This is a genomic window from Streptomyces sp. NPDC051286, from assembly GCF_044455345.1.
GTDB lineage: Bacteria > Actinomycetota > Actinomycetes > Streptomycetales > Streptomycetaceae > Streptomyces.
On record NZ_JBITER010000005.1, the window covers coordinates 131,262 to 148,265 of the forward strand.

16 protein-coding genes and 1 pseudogene are annotated in these 17,004 nt (G+C 70.2%); 10 read left to right on the forward strand and 7 right to left on the reverse strand.

What is annotated here, in order from left to right; all coding sequences use genetic code 11:
- Positions 1-227: 227 nt before the first annotated feature.
- From ACIBB8_RS07800 to ACIBB8_RS07815, 4 genes are all read right to left on the reverse strand, one after another.
- Positions 228-1,673 carry a sialate:H+ symport family MFS transporter gene (locus ACIBB8_RS07800; protein WP_398949534.1) on the reverse strand — a complete coding sequence of 482 codons (1,446 nt, stop codon included), beginning with the start codon at positions 1,671-1,673 and terminating at the stop codon, positions 228-230.
- 63 nt (positions 1,674-1,736) lie between these two features.
- The gene (locus ACIBB8_RS07805) at positions 1,737-2,417 is read right to left on the reverse strand and encodes an N-acetylmannosamine-6-phosphate 2-epimerase (protein ID WP_398949535.1); all 681 of its coding nucleotides are present in this window, start codon (positions 2,415-2,417) and stop codon (positions 1,737-1,739) included.
- Positions 2,414-3,379, reverse strand: a complete 966-nt coding sequence (locus ACIBB8_RS07810; RefSeq protein ID WP_398949536.1) for an ROK family protein — start codon at positions 3,377-3,379, stop codon at positions 2,414-2,416. The genes ACIBB8_RS07805 and ACIBB8_RS07810 overlap by 4 nt, the downstream gene beginning before the upstream one ends.
- A complete protein-coding gene (locus tag ACIBB8_RS07815) occupies positions 3,376-4,335 on the reverse strand; it encodes a dihydrodipicolinate synthase family protein (protein ID WP_398949537.1) in 960 nt (319 codons plus the stop codon). Before ACIBB8_RS07815 ends, ACIBB8_RS07810 begins: the two co-directional genes overlap by 4 nt.
- 150 nt (positions 4,336-4,485) lie before the next feature.
- Between ACIBB8_RS07815 and ACIBB8_RS07820 the strand changes: the two genes are divergently transcribed.
- Together ACIBB8_RS07820 and ACIBB8_RS07825 are read left to right on the forward strand one after the other, a co-directional pair.
- Positions 4,486-5,169, forward strand: coding sequence for a FadR/GntR family transcriptional regulator (locus ACIBB8_RS07820; RefSeq protein WP_398949538.1), 684 nt, complete (start codon positions 4,486-4,488; stop codon positions 5,167-5,169).
- Positions 5,170-5,247: 78 nt separating this feature from the next.
- Positions 5,248-5,436: a hypothetical protein gene (locus ACIBB8_RS07825; RefSeq protein WP_398949539.1), complete on the forward strand. Its 189-nt coding sequence runs from the start codon at positions 5,248-5,250 to the stop codon at positions 5,434-5,436.
- A gap of 58 nt (positions 5,437-5,494) precedes the next feature.
- Here the strand turns inward: ACIBB8_RS07825 and ACIBB8_RS07830 are convergent, their stop codons facing one another.
- Positions 5,495-6,943 (reverse strand): exo-alpha-sialidase, encoded by a 1,449-nt coding sequence (locus tag ACIBB8_RS07830; RefSeq protein WP_398949540.1) that lies wholly within the window; start codon positions 6,941-6,943, stop codon positions 5,495-5,497.
- Positions 6,944-7,240: 297 nt separating this feature from the next.
- Positions 7,241-7,975 (reverse strand): FadR/GntR family transcriptional regulator, encoded by a 735-nt coding sequence (locus ACIBB8_RS07835; protein ID WP_366692547.1) that lies wholly within the window; start codon positions 7,973-7,975, stop codon positions 7,241-7,243.
- A gap of 172 nt (positions 7,976-8,147) precedes the next feature.
- Between ACIBB8_RS07835 and ACIBB8_RS07840 the strand changes: the two genes are divergently transcribed.
- From ACIBB8_RS07840 to ACIBB8_RS07860, 5 genes and pseudogenes are all read left to right on the forward strand, one after another.
- A complete protein-coding gene (locus ACIBB8_RS07840; RefSeq protein ID WP_398949541.1) occupies positions 8,148-9,743 on the forward strand; it encodes an ABC transporter substrate-binding protein in 1,596 nt (531 codons plus the stop codon).
- Between the two features lie 198 nt (positions 9,744-9,941).
- Positions 9,942-10,892: an ABC transporter permease gene (locus ACIBB8_RS07845; protein WP_398949542.1), complete on the forward strand. Its 951-nt coding sequence runs from the start codon at positions 9,942-9,944 to the stop codon at positions 10,890-10,892.
- A gap of 1 nt (position 10,893) precedes the next feature.
- Complete coding sequence (locus ACIBB8_RS07850) at positions 10,894-12,861, forward strand: dipeptide/oligopeptide/nickel ABC transporter permease/ATP-binding protein (protein WP_398949543.1); 1,968 nt, start codon at positions 10,894-10,896, stop codon at positions 12,859-12,861.
- Positions 12,858-13,859 carry an oligopeptide/dipeptide ABC transporter ATP-binding protein gene (locus tag ACIBB8_RS07855; protein WP_398949544.1) on the forward strand — a complete coding sequence of 334 codons (1,002 nt, stop codon included), beginning with the start codon at positions 12,858-12,860 and terminating at the stop codon, positions 13,857-13,859. Before ACIBB8_RS07850 ends, ACIBB8_RS07855 begins: the two co-directional genes overlap by 4 nt.
- Positions 13,856-14,089: pseudogene (locus ACIBB8_RS07860) on the forward strand (dihydrodipicolinate synthase family protein); the annotation flags it as partial. The gene ACIBB8_RS07855 and the pseudogene ACIBB8_RS07860, both read left to right, overlap by 4 nt.
- A gap of 176 nt (positions 14,090-14,265) precedes the next feature.
- On the opposite strand, the gene ACIBB8_RS07865 reads toward ACIBB8_RS07860, so the two are convergent.
- A complete protein-coding gene (locus ACIBB8_RS07865) occupies positions 14,266-15,084 on the reverse strand; it encodes a chaplin (protein WP_398949545.1) in 819 nt (272 codons plus the stop codon).
- A gap of 434 nt (positions 15,085-15,518) precedes the next feature.
- On the opposite strand from ACIBB8_RS07865, the gene ACIBB8_RS07870 reads away from it, so the two are divergent.
- The 3 genes from ACIBB8_RS07870 to ACIBB8_RS07880 all read left to right on the forward strand — a co-directional run bounded on the left by ACIBB8_RS07870 (position 15,519) and on the right by ACIBB8_RS07880 (position 16,988).
- Positions 15,519-15,929 (forward strand): rodlin, encoded by a 411-nt coding sequence (locus tag ACIBB8_RS07870; protein ID WP_398949546.1) that lies wholly within the window; start codon positions 15,519-15,521, stop codon positions 15,927-15,929.
- Between the two features lie 297 nt (positions 15,930-16,226).
- Positions 16,227-16,460 (forward strand): chaplin, encoded by a 234-nt coding sequence (locus ACIBB8_RS07875; RefSeq protein ID WP_398949547.1) that lies wholly within the window; start codon positions 16,227-16,229, stop codon positions 16,458-16,460.
- Positions 16,461-16,781: 321 nt separating this feature from the next.
- The gene (locus tag ACIBB8_RS07880; RefSeq protein ID WP_358857151.1) at positions 16,782-16,988 is read left to right on the forward strand and encodes a hypothetical protein; all 207 of its coding nucleotides are present in this window, start codon (positions 16,782-16,784) and stop codon (positions 16,986-16,988) included.
- The last annotated feature ends 16 nt before the right edge of the window (positions 16,989-17,004 follow it).

The window sequence follows — 17,004 nt, forward strand, 5'->3', positions numbered from 1 at the left end:
GCCGACACCTTGCCGACCACGACGACACCTTGCCCACAATCGCCCCGCTGGGATCACACCAGCGGGGCCTTCTCATTCGGTCCCAGCCGCGTAACGCGACATTGGTCAGACCGTTGCGCAGCACGATCCGGGCCATCGACCAGTGCATCGCCTGCCTTGCCGCCGGACCGCTGTAGCCGAGAGCGAGTGCTTCGTCGACCACATCCTCGCGCCGAGCGGGCGCGGTCTCAGGCCACCCGCTCCCTCGCCGGCGGCACCGCCAGATGGTCCCACTCCGCGTCCGGGTCCGTGAGCCGGTTCAGCCGTGCCGGTACGTCGAACCCGACCAGCAGCACCACGATCACCGTGCCCGCGAACGTCAGCACGGCCAGCGCGCGGCCCAGGTCCATGCCGGACGCGAGATGCGCCCCGAGCACCGGTGCGACGGCGCCGCCCAGTGCTCCCACGTTGTATGTGAAGCCGAGAGCCGCGCCCCGGCTCCGGGTCGGGAAGTGGCCGCCGATGTAGCGCGGCAGCAGCCCCGAGATGCCAAAACTGGTCGCTTGCAGCAGGAAGAGCAGGACGCCGAGCAGCAGCAGATTGTTGTGCACGGCGAAGACCGGATAAACGAAGGCGAGCGATGCCAGCAGCGTCAGGGCGTATGCCTTCTTCGCGCCGATCCGGTCGCCCAGGAAGCCCGCTGTCCAGCAGCCGGCCATCGTGCCGAAGCCCGCGAAGTAGAGGACATCGGTGACCTGGTCGGGGGTGTAGCCCAGCTCCGTCTTCAGATACGTGGGCAGCAGTGCCTGGATCGGCCAGGTGTACAGGAACGCGAAGAACAGCGTCACGATCATCGACAGATACAGCAACCAGCTGCGCTTCCCGCCCAGCTGCACGGCGAACGCGGCGAGCGTCAGGCCGGCGACCACCGACAGCACCGGCACCATCCCCGTACCGGCCGGGGTGAAGATCATGAAGAGAGAGACGGTGGCGAGGACGACGAGCATCGTGTTGACGGTGGCCCGGGCACGGGTGACGAACAGCGGCCGGAACGGATTGGGCTTGGCGCCCTTCTCCGCGACTGACTCCGTCCACTCCTCGGCCTCCGGGAGCGCCCTCCGCATCCACAGCGCGATCGCGATCGGGATCAGGCCCAGGTAGAACATCCAGCGCCAGCCGAGCGACGGCACGACCCAGTTGTAGACCTGTGCGGCGAGCACCGAGCCGACCGAGAAGCCGGAGATCAGGAATCCGCTGGCCCGGCTGCGCAGCTTCGCCGGCCAGCTCTCCATCACGTAGGTGGAACTGGCGCTGTACTCACCGGCCATGCCCATGCCGATGGCGAGCCGGGCGGCGAACAGACTGTGGTAGTTCCAGGCGAACCCGCAGGCGAAGGTGCCGAGCGAGTACAGCAGGATCGAAAGGATCATGGAGAGCTTGCGCCCGAAGCGGTCTCCGATCGCGCCGAGCACCGCACCGCCCAGCCAGCGGGTGATGAACGCACCGGAGATCAGACTGGCCGCCTGCACCGTGCTCAGACCGAAGTCGTCACTGATCTCGGTGAGGACGAGAGTGATCAGCACGAAGTCGAAGCCGTCGAGGACATATCCGATCCAGGCGGCGAAGAACGACTTCCACTGGGCGGGGCTCACCTCGCGGTACCAGGGGAGCGTGGGGGGTGTGGTGGTCTGCACGGTGTCTCCAGGATGCGGCACGGCACTCGCTCTCGAGTGGCCGCCCGCGTGGTGAGGGCTGGTTCAGGGACGGGCTATGCCCGCTACGAAGCGCGTGGTCAGGGCGGTGGGAGCGGTGATGGCGGTGCCGACGACGATGCTGTGGGCGCCGCGGTCCAGGGCCTCGGCGGCCTCTTCGGGGGTGTTGATACGGCCTTCGGCGATCACCGGGACGTCGATCGCGGCGGACAGCGCCGCCACCAGGTCGAGATCGGGGCCGGTCTGCGTCGGCGTCCCGGGCACATAGCCCGACAGCGTCGTCGAGACGAAGTCCGCGCCCTGCGCGGCCGCGGCGACGCCCTCGGCGAGTGTCGACACATCGGCCATGACCAGCGCACCGGCCTCGTGGACCGCGGTGACCAGCTCGGCGAAGGCCGAGCCGTCGGGGCGCGGCCGATCGGTGGCGTCGGCGGCGACGACGGCGGCGCCCGCCTCGGCGATCGCCAGGGCGTGCCGGACGGTCGGGGTGATGTAGACGCCGACGTCGCCGTCCTTCCAGAGCCCGACCACCGGCAGTTCGACGGTCGCGGCGATCGCGGCGACGACCTCCGGCTCATTGGCCCGGATCGCGGCGGCACCACCGGCGGCGGCGGACTGCGCGAGCCGGACCAGGGTGCCGGTCTCCCGCATGGGGTCACCGGGAGGCGCTTGACAGGACACGATCAGCTTGCCCTGGAGGGAGGCGGCCAGTTTCTGCGCGGTCATCGGAGATCTCCTGGCTGGTGGAGAGGGAGAGCGGTGGTCAGGGCTGCGGCGCCGAGCACCGCGGCGTCGTGGCCGAACAGCGGTGCGACCGGTACGAGTCCCCGCAGCGGCGGCATCAGCTCGGCGGCGAACGCCGCGGTGAGCGCATCGGCGTACAGCGAGCCGATCCGGGGGACGCCGCCGCCGACGACGACCCGGTCGGGGCCGAGAGCATTGGCGAGACCGCCGAGCACCTGGCCGGTGGCGGCCGCACCGGTGGTGATGGCGTGCGCGGCATCCGCGTCGCCCCGTCCGGCCCGCTCGGCAACGGTCTCGAGCCGGTCCACCGGGGTGCCGGTGAGCCGTTCGTAGTGGGCGGCGATGCCGGGGCCGGAGGCGATGACCTCCAGGTGGCCGGTGGCACCGCAGGTGCAGGGCAGCCCCGCAGCCTCAGGGCTCGGTAGATGGCCGAGATGTCCGGCGATACCGGAGGCGCCGTGCAGCATCCGCCCGTCGACGGCGACCGCGCCGCCCACACCGGTACCGATCGCGGCGAACAGCAGCGACGCATCGGCCGAACCCTCCGCGACCAGCGCTGCGAGCTCCGGCCCGGCGGTGGCGCGTACGTCGTTGTCGCAGGCCACTGGCAGTCCGGTACGGTCCGCGAGCTCGGCACCGAGCGCGGTGCCCGCCCAGCCGCGGAGCGAGTCGGTGGCGCTGGTGACCCTGCCGGTACGGGGATCGACGACTCCGGCGGCGGCGATGCCGAGCGCGGTGGCGAGCCGCGCCGGGTCGACCTCGGCGGCAGCCGCCGCGAGCGCGTCGAGCACGGCCGGGGCGCCGTCCCGGGCCGGGGTGGGCCGGGTGTGCCGCGCCAGGACGGTGCCGTCCGCACCGAAGAGCGCGGCGGCGATCTTCGTACCACCGAGATCGAGTCCGATCACCGGGGCGCCGGTGGCCGAGGACGGCGGGCTCTGACTCATCGGACCGGGGGCAGGCCGGCGGCGCGCAGCCGCTGCGCCACCAGGGCGACCGACTCGTCGCTCAGCTGGATCTGCGGGAACGCGGTGTCGCCGCACGCGATGATCCCGAGCAGGTGCAGCGCGGCCTTGAACGCCCCGAGCGCCGACGAGCTGCGGCCCATGTCCGCCTCCGGGCCGGCATCGACCATGGCGAACAGGGCGACGAGCCGCTCCTGCTCCTTCGCGGCGAGCGCCCAGTCGCCGGCCCGCGCGGCGTCGTAGAGCCGGACGTACCCGGCCGGGTCGACATTGCCGATGCCCGGCACGACACCGTCGGCGCCGGCCAGCAGCGCCGCGTCCACGGTGAGTTCGGAACCGGTGAGGATGCTGAACTCCGGCGCCGGTCCCTCCCTGCGGCCCTGGCGCCCGCCGAGTTCCACGATCAGCCGGCGCAGCCCGCCCTCGTCGCCGCTGCTGTCCTTGAGGCCGGCCAGCGTGCCGTCCTCGGCGAGCTCGCGTACCAGCGCGGAGGAAAGCTTGCTGTGGACGGCGACCGGGATGTCGTAGGCGAACAGGGGCAGATCGACGGCTGCCCGCAGCCGGCGGAAGTGCTGGGCGATCTCCTTGCCGTGGGTGCGGGTGTAGAACGGTGCGGTCGCGACCAGTGCGTCCGCGCCGAGGCCGGCGGCGGTCCTGGCATGCTCGGCGACGCGCACGGTGGTGGTGTCGATGACACCCGCCAGTACCGGGACGCGGCCGTGGGTCACACGGACGACGGTCTCCAGCGTCGTGGCGCGCTGCTCGTCGGTGAGGTAGGCGACCTCGCTGGTCGAACCGAGCGCGAAGAGTCCGTGCACGCCCCCGCCGATGAGGTGCTCGACCAGCTCGGCCAGAGAGGCGGTGTCGACCTCCCCGTGGGAGTCGAGCGGGGTGCAGACCGGCGGGACGACGCCGTGCAGCGGTGCGGTCAGAGGCATGTGAAGGCTCCAGCTTGTCGGTACACCGATCGCGGCCGGTGGCGGCCGCGCAGGTCGAGACATGAGACGTAAGATGTCCTATGTCTGGCCTCACCTTAAACGGATGCTCCTGCGACCGGTCAAGGGGCAACGGCACCTCGGGAGGATGTTGTGGCGCGGCCCACCGTGGCTCAGGACATAGAACGCCAGGTCAAGGAGCTGATCCTGGAGCGCAGGCTCGGCCCCGGCGACCCGCTGCCCACCGAGGCCGAGCTGATGGGGAGGTTCGGGGTCGGACGTGTCTCCGTGCGCGAGGCCCTGAAGGCGCTCCAGGCTGTCAACGTCGTGGAGATCCGCCGCGGTTTCGGCACGTTCGTCGGCTCGCTCTCCCTCTCGCCGTTCGTCGAGGCGCTCGCTTTCCGCGCGGCCGTCCGGCACGGCCGGGGCGAGCCCGGGCTGGCCGAACTGATGAAGGTGCGGGAGGCGCTGGAGGCAGGGCTGATCGGAGCCGTCACGGCCGGTATGCCGGAAGAGGATCTGGCCGTGCTGCACGGGCTCGTGGCGACGATGGAGGCCGAGGCGCGCACGGGACGCGTCGCGCGCTCCACCGACCGCGCGTTCCACCTCGCGCTCTACTCCTCGCTCGACAATCACCTGCTGAGCGAGGTGCTGGACGCGTTCTGGGCGGCCATGGACCGGGTGTGCGAGGACGTCGACGACGGCCACCAGGACCCCGGGGTCACCTGTGCCCAGCACCGCGAGATCGTCGCGGCGGTCGCGGCGGCCGACGGGGAACGCGCGGTGCGGGCGATGCGCGCACACTTCGACGGTATCCGCATGCGCCTCGAACGCTGACCGGAGCCGAGCCCGCCGGGCCCATCGCGTCCGGTGGACGGAATCGAGCACTCCGGGCGCATGCACCCGACGGGCGAAATGAAGCCTGCCAGGCACATCACGCCCGGCAGGGCGCAGTCGAGCCCGACCGGCGATGGAGGGCGGACCGAGCCGAAGGCCGTGCATTCCCGTCACCGGGATCCGGCAGTGGCGGAGGCGGCGGACCGGATCGTCGACATGGCCGAGCTGACCGGTGCGGCGCGGGCGCCGATGTCCGGCGGCCGCTGAAGGAGCACCCGCGTACGTGCTGCCCGCGGACGGGCAGTGCGTACGCGGGCGCCGCCACCTATCCGACCGGCGTGACCGTCACCGTCCGGCTTCCCGAAGCCCGCTTCCCGTCCGTCTGGTAGGTGGCTGTCAGCGTGGCGCTCCCGGAGGCACCCGTTGCGACCGTGACCGGCACCTTGACGTCGGCTGCCTGGCCCGGCCCGAGGGCGGGCACCGTCACCTGGTGCGTCGTCCAGCCGCCGGGCACGGTCAGGTCGAGCGTGCCCCTGCTCCGCCGTACGTCCATCCTGTTGACGACCCGGACCGTCACCTTCGCGCTCGTGCCTGCCGTCAGGTCCGCGGGCGGAGTGATGGTGATGTCCGCGCAGGTCCCGGCCAGCCACTTCAGATCGAACGACGCGTAGGTGATGTGCTGGTAGTCGGCGCGCTCGTACAGCAGCCCCACCCGGCCGTCCGGCAGTGGTGTCAGCGTCGAGTAGGCGGCGGCGCCCGGATCGACGACCTTCCTGATCGGCCAGGTCTTCCCGTTGTCGCAGGACATCTTCACCGTGAGGTTGCGCCGTGCCGAAGCGTCCTCGGTGTTGCTGAACAGCAGCCAGGACGACTGCGGGTTCGACGCCGGCGCATCCGGGTTGTAGCGGATGACGGACGCGTTGTTCGCCGGGTCGACCAGGTTGGTGTCCTGGGTGAACGGGGTGTAGTTGACACCGCCGTCGGTGGAGTAGGCGATTGTGCGGTACGGCCTGGACCGGTTGTTGAGCATGACCGTGCCGTCGGACAGTTCGACGGTCTTGTTCTCGTCGCCGCCCGGACCGACGGGGTTGCCCATGTGCCAGGTCTCGCCGTGGTCGTCGCTGTACGCGCTGACCGCGTAGTTGGCGCCGTTGTTGCGGACCGCGTACTGCTGGATCAGCCGGCCCCTGTACGTGCCGTGCCGCAGCTGGATGCCCTCGCCGGAAGCCGCGAACATGCCTGACCAGGCTGGGTTCTTGATCTGCTTGGTGATACGGCGGTGGGTCCACGTCACACCGTCGTCGTCAGAGTAGCTGTAGTCGGCCTGCAGGATGTTGGGGTCGGCCTCGTCATTGCCCGTGCCGGAGCCGAAGAAGCCCTGGTTCACCGAACCCGCGTAGAAGAGGAAGATCCGGCCGGTCGTCCGGTCGGTGAGCAGGCTCGGGTCGCCGTAGCCGTTGGGCGCCGCCTCCTTGCGGACCACCTGTTGTTCCTGCCAGGTGACGCCGCCGTCGGTGCTGCGACGCAGCACGACGCCGATATGGCTCGGCAGGTCGCCGAGGGTGGGGCGGGCGTCGTAGGCGGCGAGCAGGGTGCCCCTGACCGAGGTGGTGAGGGCGGGGATGCGGTAGTAGGGCGAGCCCACTCCCGCGACGGTCAGGTCCTGGGAGGTCAGCTTGCCGGCGTCCGGGGCCGCCGCGCCGTGTGCGGTGCCGGTGGCGGTCAGCACCATCAGGGCGGCGGACAGCAGGGCGACGGAGACTCTGCGCTGCATGAACGATTCCTCTTCTCGAAGGAGGGCGGGCGGCCCAGCGGCCGTTCGCCCCGCGAACAGGGAAGGCACCGCGCAGTCCGCGGGCGAGTGGCCCGTCCATGGCATGGAGGTGCCCTCGCGGGACGGTGTGGGGGAGTGGCGCACTGCGCGCCAGGATCAGAGCAAGACGAATGACGTCTGATGTCCTGTTGGCACACGGACCCTAGGCAGCACCGCCGCACTCGTCAAGGGCCCGCCGGGCCAGGCCCCGCGAGCGGCAGGGCCTGGCTCCTTTCCCCGGTGGACGTCGGCGCCCGGTCAGTCCACGGCTGCCGCGTCGCGGGCGCGGGCCTCCGAGATCCGCCGCCTGACCGGGGCGTAGTGCTCGCCCAGCGCCTTCATGAAACCGGCGATGTCACCGGCCCGCGCGGCGTCCACGATGTTCTGGTGGGCGGCGATCGTCGTCGTCTCGTCGGCATGCGTGAATCCGTCGAGATGCGGCGCGACGATCGCATACACGTCCCAGAAGGCCATCGACAGCTGGCCGATCAGCTGGTTGCCGAGCGGTGCCACCAGCAGCGCGTGGAACGCCCGGTCTGCTTCCACGAAGTCGTTCCCCTCCTGCGCCCCGGTCGCGCGCATGGTGGCCACGAGGCCTTCCAGCGAGTCGAGCTGCTCAGGGGTCAGCAACGAGACGATCCGGTCGGCCATCCCGCGTTCGAAGAGCTCGCGTACGTCGACGAGGTCGGCCAACACCTGGAAGTCGTCGTCGGGGGAGAGCAGCCCGCGGAAGGTCAGGCTCTCCACCAGGGCGGACAGGCTCAGCCGGCCGACGTATGTGCCGTGCCCGTGGCGGACCTCGACGATGTCCAGCGCATTGAGGATCTTGACGGCCTCGCGGACGCTGGAACGGCTGGCGCCGAGCGCCTCGCACAGGGCCGGCTCGGTGGGCAGCGGGTCCCCGGGGCGGAGTCGCTCTTCGAGGATGTAGCGCTTGATGCCCTCGACGACTTCCTGCCGGAGCAGCTGCCGGCCGGGCCTCGTACCGGACATATGTGAACTCCCCACCTCTTGACCCCTCTCCATTGTCAAGCTACGTTCCCACGCTATCAAGGCATCAGACATCTGACGTCTGATGCTTCGGGCTTTGCGGTCTTCGTGATCCTGCTTCCGCCCTCGTTCCTTCCCGCCCTTCCGCCCCACCCCCGACGTCCCTGGAGGACCCGTGCCCGAGCTGAGACCAGCCGGTGTCGAGCGCCGCACCTTCCTGCGTTACACCACTGCTGTCGGTGCGGCAGCAGCCATCACGGCGAGCCTTTCCGCATGCGGCGGACCGACCTCGACCGCCGACGGTTCGCCGGGTAAGGGCGGCGGCAGCGGCCTCATCGAGGCCGGTCTCTCGTACCCCCTGTCGACCGGCTTCGACCCGATGATCACCTCGGGCGCGACTCCGTACGCCGCCAACATGCACATCTTCGAAGGCCTTGTGGATCTCGATCCGGCAACGCTCGTGGCCCGCCCCGCGCTCGCCACCGAGATGCCGAAGAAGATCAACGCCACGACCTACCGGGCCACGCTCCGCAAGGGCGCCACCTTCCACGACGGATCACCGGTCACCGCCGACGACGTGGTGTTCAGCTTCGAACGCATCCTGGACCCGAAGAACGCCTCACTGATGGCGCAGTTCGTGCCGTTCATCGACACCGTCGAGGCCATCGACGCGAGCACGGTCGAGTTCAAGCTCCAGTACGCCTTCGCGCTCTTCCCGTCCCGTATCGCGGTGGCCCGGATCGTCCCGAGGAAGATCGTCGAGTCCGACCCCAAGGCGTTCGACGCCAAGCCGGTCGGCTCCGGGCCGTACGCGTTCGTCTCGGCCACCCGCGAGGACAAGATCGTTTTCGAGGCCTACGACAAGTACAACGGCCCGCACCCGGCCAAGGCCAAGAAGATGATCTGGCGCCTGATGTCGGACCAGTCGGCGCGCGTCAGCGCCATGGAGTCCGGCCGGATCCAGGCCATCGAGGACGTCCCGTACATCGACGTGAAGCGGCTCTCCGGCGCCACGAAGACCGAGTCGGTGCAGTCCTTCGGCCTGCTCTTCCTGATGTTCAACACCGCCGACAAGCGGTTCGCCGACAAGCGGGTGCGCCAGGCGCTGCACTACGCCCTGGACACCGAGAAGATCATCTCCACCGCGATGGTCGGCAACGCCGCGGCGGCCACGGGCTATGTCCCGGCCACCCACCCCGACTACCACAAGGCCGCCACCGTCTACACGCACGACGTGGCCAGGGCGAAGAAGCTGCTCGCCGACGCAGGCGTCAATGACCTGTCCTTCACGGTGCTCACCACCGACACCGGCTGGGTCAAGGACATCGCCCCGTTGCTGAAGGAGAGCTGGAAAGCGGCCGGCGTCGAGGTCACGCTCGACATCGCGCAGTCGCCCGCCCAGTACGCCAAGGTCGACAAGGGCGCCTTCGACGTCCTCGTCGCCCCCGGCGACCCGTCCGTCTTCGGTAACGACGCCGACCTGCTGCTGCGCTGGTTCTACTACGGCTTCTGGCCGGAGAGCCGTTACGGCTGGGGCAAGTCCGCCGCGTACAAGCGGGTCAAGCAGCTCCTCGACAAGGCAGCCCAAGCAGCCGACGAGACGAAGCGCAAGGAGCTGTGGGGCCAGGTCACCGACCTCGTCGCCGACGAGGCCGCGCTCTATCCGATCCTGCACCGGAAGCTGCCCACCGCCTGGAACGAGAAGGCGCTGCCCGGCTTCAAGCCGCTGCCCACCACGGGCCTGTCGTTCCTGGACGTCAGCCGCGCCTGACCGCGCACGACTCCCGACCGGGCCGGCGCGGGACACCCGCGCCCGTCATCCGCCGCCGCACGTCCGTCCGACAGACATCCGGCGACGGAACCCGCACGCCAGATCACCCGGTGCCGAACCACCGCACCCGATCACCCGATCCGGTCCACCCCAGCCAGGTGGACCGGACCCGGCCGACCAACCGCAAGGAACCCGACGATGGTTGCTTTTCTCCGGCTCGCGCTGCGCCGCGTCGCGATGATGCCGGTGATGATCCTCGGCATCGCGCTGCTCGTCTTCGTGGTGCTGCAGTTCTCGCCGGTCGACCCGGCCTTCAACGCGCTCGGGGAGAGCGCCACCCCCGAGGCCCGTGCGGCCTTCGCCCAGGCCAACGGGCTGGACGACCCGCTTCCCGTGCGGTACTTCCACTTCCTCGGACAGCTGCTCCACTTCGACCTCGGGATGACCGTCCCGCCGAGCCGGCCCGTCTTCGACCGGATCACGGCCGCCTTCCCGCTCACCGTGCAGCTGACGTTCCTCGGGCTGATCCTCGCGGTCGTCCTCGCCGTCCTGTTCGGTGTGACCGGCGCGATGTACCGGGACCGCTGGCCCGACCAGCTGTTCCGGGTGCTGTCCATGGCCGGGGTCGCCATCCCGTCCTTCTGGCTCGGGGTGCTGCTCATCCAGCAGTTCGCACTGAACACGCCGGTCTTCCCGACCGGCGGATACACCAATCCCGCCGACTCGGTCAGCGGCTGGCTCACCACCATGGCGCTGCCCGCGATCTCGCTCGCACTCCCGGTGTCCGCCTCGCTCGCCCGTCTCGTACGGACGGCGATGGTCGCCGAACTCGACCGTGACTACGTCCGCACCGCCCGCGGCAACGGACTGCCGCCGCTCCTGGTCATCCGCTCCGTGCTGCGCAACGCGCTCGTCACCCCGCTGACCGTGCTCGGCATCAAGGTCGGCTACCTGCTCAGCGGCGCTGTGGTCATCGAAGCGATCTTCGACCTGCCGGGCATGGGCAAGCTCATCCTCGAAGGTGTCACGGGCGGCGATGTCGCCCTGGTCCAGGGCACCGTACTGACCATCGCCATCGCGTTCCTGGTGGTCAACGTCATCGTCGACCTGCTCTATCTGCTGGTCAATCCGCGCATCAGGACGGTGTGACATGTTCGCCACGGGCCGACTGGCCACCAGACTCTCCCGACCGGGCATCGCGTTCCGCGCCCTTCCGGTCACCTCCCGCATCGCGCTCGGCGTGCTGCTCGTCGTCATCCTCGGGGCCGTCCTCGCCCCGCTGATCACCCTGGACCCGCTGACCACCGGCACCCCGGTACAAGCGCCCAGCGGCGCCCACTGGTTCGGCACCGACCGGGCCGGACGCGACGTCTTCGCCCGGGTCGTGCACGGCTCCCGCTACTCACTGATCATCGGACTCGGTGCGACCGCCGTCGCCCTGGCCGCCGGCGCTGCCCTCGGTTCGCTCGCCGCGACCTCCCGCCGGCTCGGCGACGAGTCCGTCATGCGCACCCTCGACATCGTGATGTCGTTCCCGCCGATCGCCCTGGCCGCCGTCCTCGTCGCGGTCTTCGGCACCAGCATCCCGGTGATCATCTTCACCGTCGCGTTCGTCTACACCCCGTCGCTCGCCCGCGTGGTCCGCGCCAATGTGCTGTCCCAGTACGGCGAGGACTACGTCGCCGCCGAGAAGGTCATCGGCGCCCGCCGCGGCTACATCGTGCTGCGTCACGTCGCCGTCAACTGCATGGCCCCCGTCATGGTGTTCGCCACCGTCATGGTCGCCGAGGCGATCATCTTCGAGGCGAGCCTCTCCTTCATCGGCGCCGGAGTGCAGGACCCCGACCCCAGCTGGGGCAGCGTTCTCGCCTACGGCCGGCAGATTCTCCTGGCCGGCGGCTGGTGGGCGACCCTCTTCCCCGGCCTCGCGCTGCTGATCACCGTCCTCGCGCTCAACATCCTCTCCGAGGGGCTCACCGACGCCTCCGCCGCGCCGAAGAGCGCCCGCGCCGCCACCGACCCCACCACGGGCACGGACCCCGACCCGGTCGAGGCCGCGTCCACCGTGGACATCGACGCCGCCCTGACCAAGCTCGCGAACCGCGTCGACGCCACCGAGCCGACCATCACCGCGGTACGTGAGGACGCGGCCGAACTCCTCGTCGTACGCGACCTCGCGATCCGCTTCCCCGACCGCTACGGCGCCACCCCCGTCGTCGACCGGCTGAACTTCACCGTCCACGAGGGCGAGACCCTCGGCCTGGTCGGCGAGTCCGGCTGCGGCAAGTCCATCACCAGCCTCGCCGTGATGGGCCTCCTCGCCCGCAATGCCGAGGTCAGCGGCGAGATCCTCTACCGCGGCCGGAACCTGCTGAAACTCCCGCCGAAGGAACGCCGCGCCCTGATGGGCCCCGAGATCGCGATGGTCTACCAGGACGCGCTCTCCTCCCTCAACCCGTCCGTACTCGTCGGCACCCAGCTGAAACAGCTCACCTCGCGCGGCGGCACGAAGACCCCGGCCGAACTCCTCGAACTGGTCGGCCTCGCCCCCGAGCGCACCCTGCGCAGCTATCCGCACGAGCTCTCCGGCGGCCAGCGCCAGCGCGTCCTGATCGCCATGGCCCTGTCCCGCAGCCCGCGCCTGCTCATCGCGGACGAGCCGACCACCGCCCTCGACGTCACCGTCCAGGCCCAGGTCGTCGAACTCCTCGTCCGGCTCCGCGACGAACTCGGCTTCGCCATGGTCCTCGTCTCGCACGACCTCGCGCTCGTCGGCGACCTCTCGCACCGCGTCGCCGTGATGTACGCGGGCCGCCTCGCCGAGATCGGCCCCACCCGCTCCGTGCTCACCGACCCCACCCACCACTACAGCCGTGGCCTCCTCGGCTCGGTCGTCTCCCTGGAAGCGGGCGCCGGCCGGCTGCACCAGATCCGCGGCACCGTCCCCGCCCCGCAGGGCTTCGGCGAGGGCTGCCGCTTCGCCTCGCGCTGCGCCGCGGCCACCGAGCTGTGCCGCACCGCCATCCCCGGTCTCACGCGGCGTGGCACCACGAACGACCACGGCTTCGCCTGCCACCACCCGGCGCAGGCCGTACTGCTGGAAGGGAGCGCCCTGTGATCAGGCTCGACGGCGTCCACGTACGCCACAAGGCCCGCAGCGGCGGAGTGTTCCGCCGCGACGCGGTGTATGCCCTCACCGACGCCACTCTGGAGGTGGGGCGCGGGGAGATCGTCGGCCTGGTCGGCGAGTCCGGCTGCGGCAAGTCCACCCTCGCCCGGGTGCTGACCGGACTGCAGAAGCCCACCGAGGGCCAGGTCCACTTCCACGGCAGCGACCTGTGGGAGATGTCCGCCACCCGGCGCCGCGACGAATTCGGCTCCGCCGTCGGAGTCGTCTTCCAGGACCCGTCCACCGCCCTCAACCCGCGGCTCACGGTCCGTCAGATCCTGCGTGACCCCCTCGACGTGCACCGGCGCGGTACGCGCGAGGAGCGCGAGGCACGCGTCGAGCAGCTGCTCGACCTGGTCGGGCTGCCCGGCCACACTCTTGCCGCCCTGCCCGGACAGCTCTCCGGCGGCCAGCGCCAACGCGTCGCCATCGCCCGCGCGCTCGCCCTCGAACCGGAGCTGATCGTCGCCGACGAACCGACCTCCGCCCTCGATGTCTCCGTCCGCGCCCAGGTCCTCAACCTCCTCGTCGACCTGCGTGAACGCCTGGGCCTCGGCATGGTGTTCATCTCGCACGACATCCAGACCGTGCGCTATCTCGCCGATCGCATCGCCGTCCTCTACCTCGGCCGCATCGTCGAGGAGGGGCCCGCGGCGGGTGTGGCGGGCGCCCCCATGCACCCGTACACCGAGGCTCTGCTCTCCGCGACCCCCAGTTTGCTGGAGGCCACCGAACGGATCGTGCTGACCGGCCCGGTGCCCTCGGCCACCAACCCGCCGTCCGGCTGCCCGTTCCGCACCCGCTGCTGGAAGGCGGACGACGCGTGCGCCACGGTCTTTCCCGCCCCGACCCTCGGCAGCGGCGAGCACCGCTGGCACTGCGTCCATCCCCAGACCCCCGCGTCCCCCGCCGGGGCATCGGCGGGGGACGCGGGGAGCACCGCATGACCGCCCGAAACCGCTGCCGCACCGGAGTGATCCGGCCCGTCGTCACTCCGCTCACCGTGCACGGCGGGATCGGCCGGCCCTCCCTGGAGCGGGTCGTCGGCCATCTGCTGGACGGCGGGGTCAGCGGACTGTTCGCCCTCGGCAGCTCGGGCGAGACGGCCTGTCTGAAGCCCGGGCAGCAGGACGAGGTCATCAAGGTCATCACGGCCGCGGCCGCCGGACAGGTCCCGCCACCCATGTGATGAGCCCGCCGATGCGCCGTCCGGACGCCGCGGAGACCGCGAGGATCGCCGCGTTCCTGGATCGCGCCGGGCCGTCCCACCTCTGACAGGCCTCCTTACGGAAACAGGTCCGGTAGGACAGCCGAAGCTGTCCTACCGGACCTGTCCGCGATCCAGCGGTTACGTCACTTCTGTCCGGCTCGGGCGCGGCGCATCAGCACCGTGCCGCCGAGCAGCAGGGCGGCGCTCGCTCCGGCTGCCAGGCCGAGGTCGGCGGCGCCGGTGTGGGCCAACTGCAGGCCGGGGACATGCGGGGTACGCGGCACTGTCGTGTCGGTGACGGGCACGGTGGTGGTCGGGGGAACGGTGGTGGGCGGCGGGGTGACGGGGGGAACGGTGATGGGGGGAACGGTGATGGGCGGCACCGTGACGGGCGGCACGGTGATGGGGGGCACCGTGACGGGGGGAACGGTGACGGGCGGCACCGTGACGGGGGGCACCGTGACGGGCGGCACGGTCACGGGGGGCACCGTGACGGGGGGAACGGTGGTGGGCGGCACTGACGTTGACGGCCGGTGCGTATGGGCGCACCCGTTGCCGGACGCGGGGTTCAGCGCACCGACGACATCGACGGAGTTGCCGCAGGCATTGACCGGGATATCGATAGGAGCCTGGATCAGGTTCCCCGACAGCACCCCGGGGGAGTCGCTGGTTGAACCCTCGGCGCTCGCGCCCCGGGTCCCGTTGTCGTCCGGACCGCTGTCGGTGTTCTCGCACCCATTACCGAAGGCCGGGTTCAGCAGCCCGACCACATTGACTGTGTTGCCGCAGAGGTTGACGGGAACGTGTACCGGCACCTGCATGGCATTGCCGGAGCCGATGCCCGGCGAATCGGTGGCCGTCCCGTCGGCCGAGGCATCCGCGAACGCGTAGCCGCCGGCCGCGGTCAGGATTCCTGACGCCGCCGCCATGACGATCACGCTTTTACTCAAGGCTTTTCGCATTAGTTGCCCTTTCTTAGGACATCGTGCGCGGGCGGAATGCCCGCATTTCTTTCACTAGGCGGTGGCAGTTACCGCCGGGGCGGCCGCCCCGGCGGTTCTCCATGTCCGTTTTCGGCAAGCGGTGGTCGCGCCGCGGCGGAATCGGTGAATCTCTGCCGGTCGCGTTCCTGAAGTGCGCTTGTCGACAGTCGTAACGATGGGGAATTGGTGAAGGAAACTCGAAAGTCCACGGGAATTATGTGACCACCCGGACGGGTGACGCACGCATGTTCTCCAGCCGGTTGTTCAGGCGGAACCGCGGGTTTCCGGGCGTGCTCTCGCACGAGTGTCCGTGACGTCCTTACATTCGGGTGAATGAGCAGAACCAAACGCCCTGCGCCGAGTTGGGCAGGGCGCGCTCCGGCATGGGGCGTCAAGTGCGAGAAGGGTTCATCGTGATCAAGATGGTTCTGGCTGCGGGCGCCGTCGCCGCCTCCACAGTCGGCATCTCGGCCACGCTCGCTCCACAGGCGATGGTCATCGGCAGCGACACCGGTGCCATCTCGGCCAACGGCAACGGTGCCTCGCAATCCTTCGGCAACTCCGAGACCCGTGGGGACTGGAGCCCGCAGTTCGGCCTGGTCCAGGGCGGCCTGAACGAGCCCTGCGTCGGCCTCCCGGCCAAGGTCGACGCCGGTGCGCTCCTCGGTGTCGTCCCGGTGGCGGTCCAGGACGTCAACGTCCTGTCCTCGCCGCAGAACCAGCAGTGCACCGAGAACTCCACCCGGGCCAAGGGTGACGAGCCCGTGTCGCGCATCCGGGACACCATCCCGGTGCTCTCCGGCAACGGCGCTTCCATCAGTTGATCCAGTCGCACCGAACTGGCCCGGGCCGCCGGCGTTCCTCCCCTGCGCGGCCCGGGCCTGCTGCTGCCCGCGGCTCGCTCGGCGCATCGGAGATTCCGGATGATTCCGGCGGTGGCGCAGGGCGATTGGGAGATTACGTCATTCGGGCGGATTTCCGTGAATTCTCTCCTTGAAGAGTTTCGTGCACGGACTTACATCGTTACGAATTACAGTGGCGGAGTTACGAGCGATCAGGACAACGCTCGTGCGGCACGAAAGTCGTGACCGCTCCGGACTCCGTCAAAGAAAGGGATGAAAGTGAAGTACACCAAGGCTGCTGCCATCGCCGCCGGAACGCTGATGGCGATCGGTGCCGCTACGCCCGCCTTCGCCGACACCGGTGCCGACGGCTCCGCTCTCAACTCTCCGGGCGTCATTTCCGGCAACGTCATCCAGGTTCCGATTCACATTCCGGTCAACGCCTGCGGCAACGCCGTGAGCGTGATCGGTCTGCTCAACCCGGCCTTCGGCAACGCCTGCGCCAACAGCTGACCGCTGTCGGCCGAGCCCCGTGCTCATTTCCGGTTCGCCCCGGATCGCGTCTCCTGCGATCCGGGGCGTTCCTCTTTTTCTGCGTTCTCCGTCCCCGAGGCGCGCGGTACTGCCCGGATGGGGCGGAACGACCGGAGACATTCCACCGGCCCAGGACGCTGCTCCGCTGTTCGGTGGCGTGCCTCTCGGCGGCTGATCCGTCGTAAGGCGGAAGTTCCCCCGCCCGTGAGCAGTTGCTCGAACCCCTCGTTGGAGGGGAGTACTGGGCCGGTTGCCGCAGTTGCGGCGGCCGTTACCCGTCGAACGGGGTACAGGCGTCCCATGGACCAGTACGACAGCCAACGCCCGTGGGGCCTGCACCGGCACACGGAGGACGACACCCCGATCTACGACCGTCTGCTCGCCGAATGGCAGGCGGCCCGGCGGGACCGGGACCGGGACCGGGCGCCTCGTCCCGAGCCGGGTCCGCCCCGCGCGGACGGACTCGTGCCCGCCGCGCGCACCTCCTGCGAGGACCTCGGTGAATGACCTCCGGATAGAACCC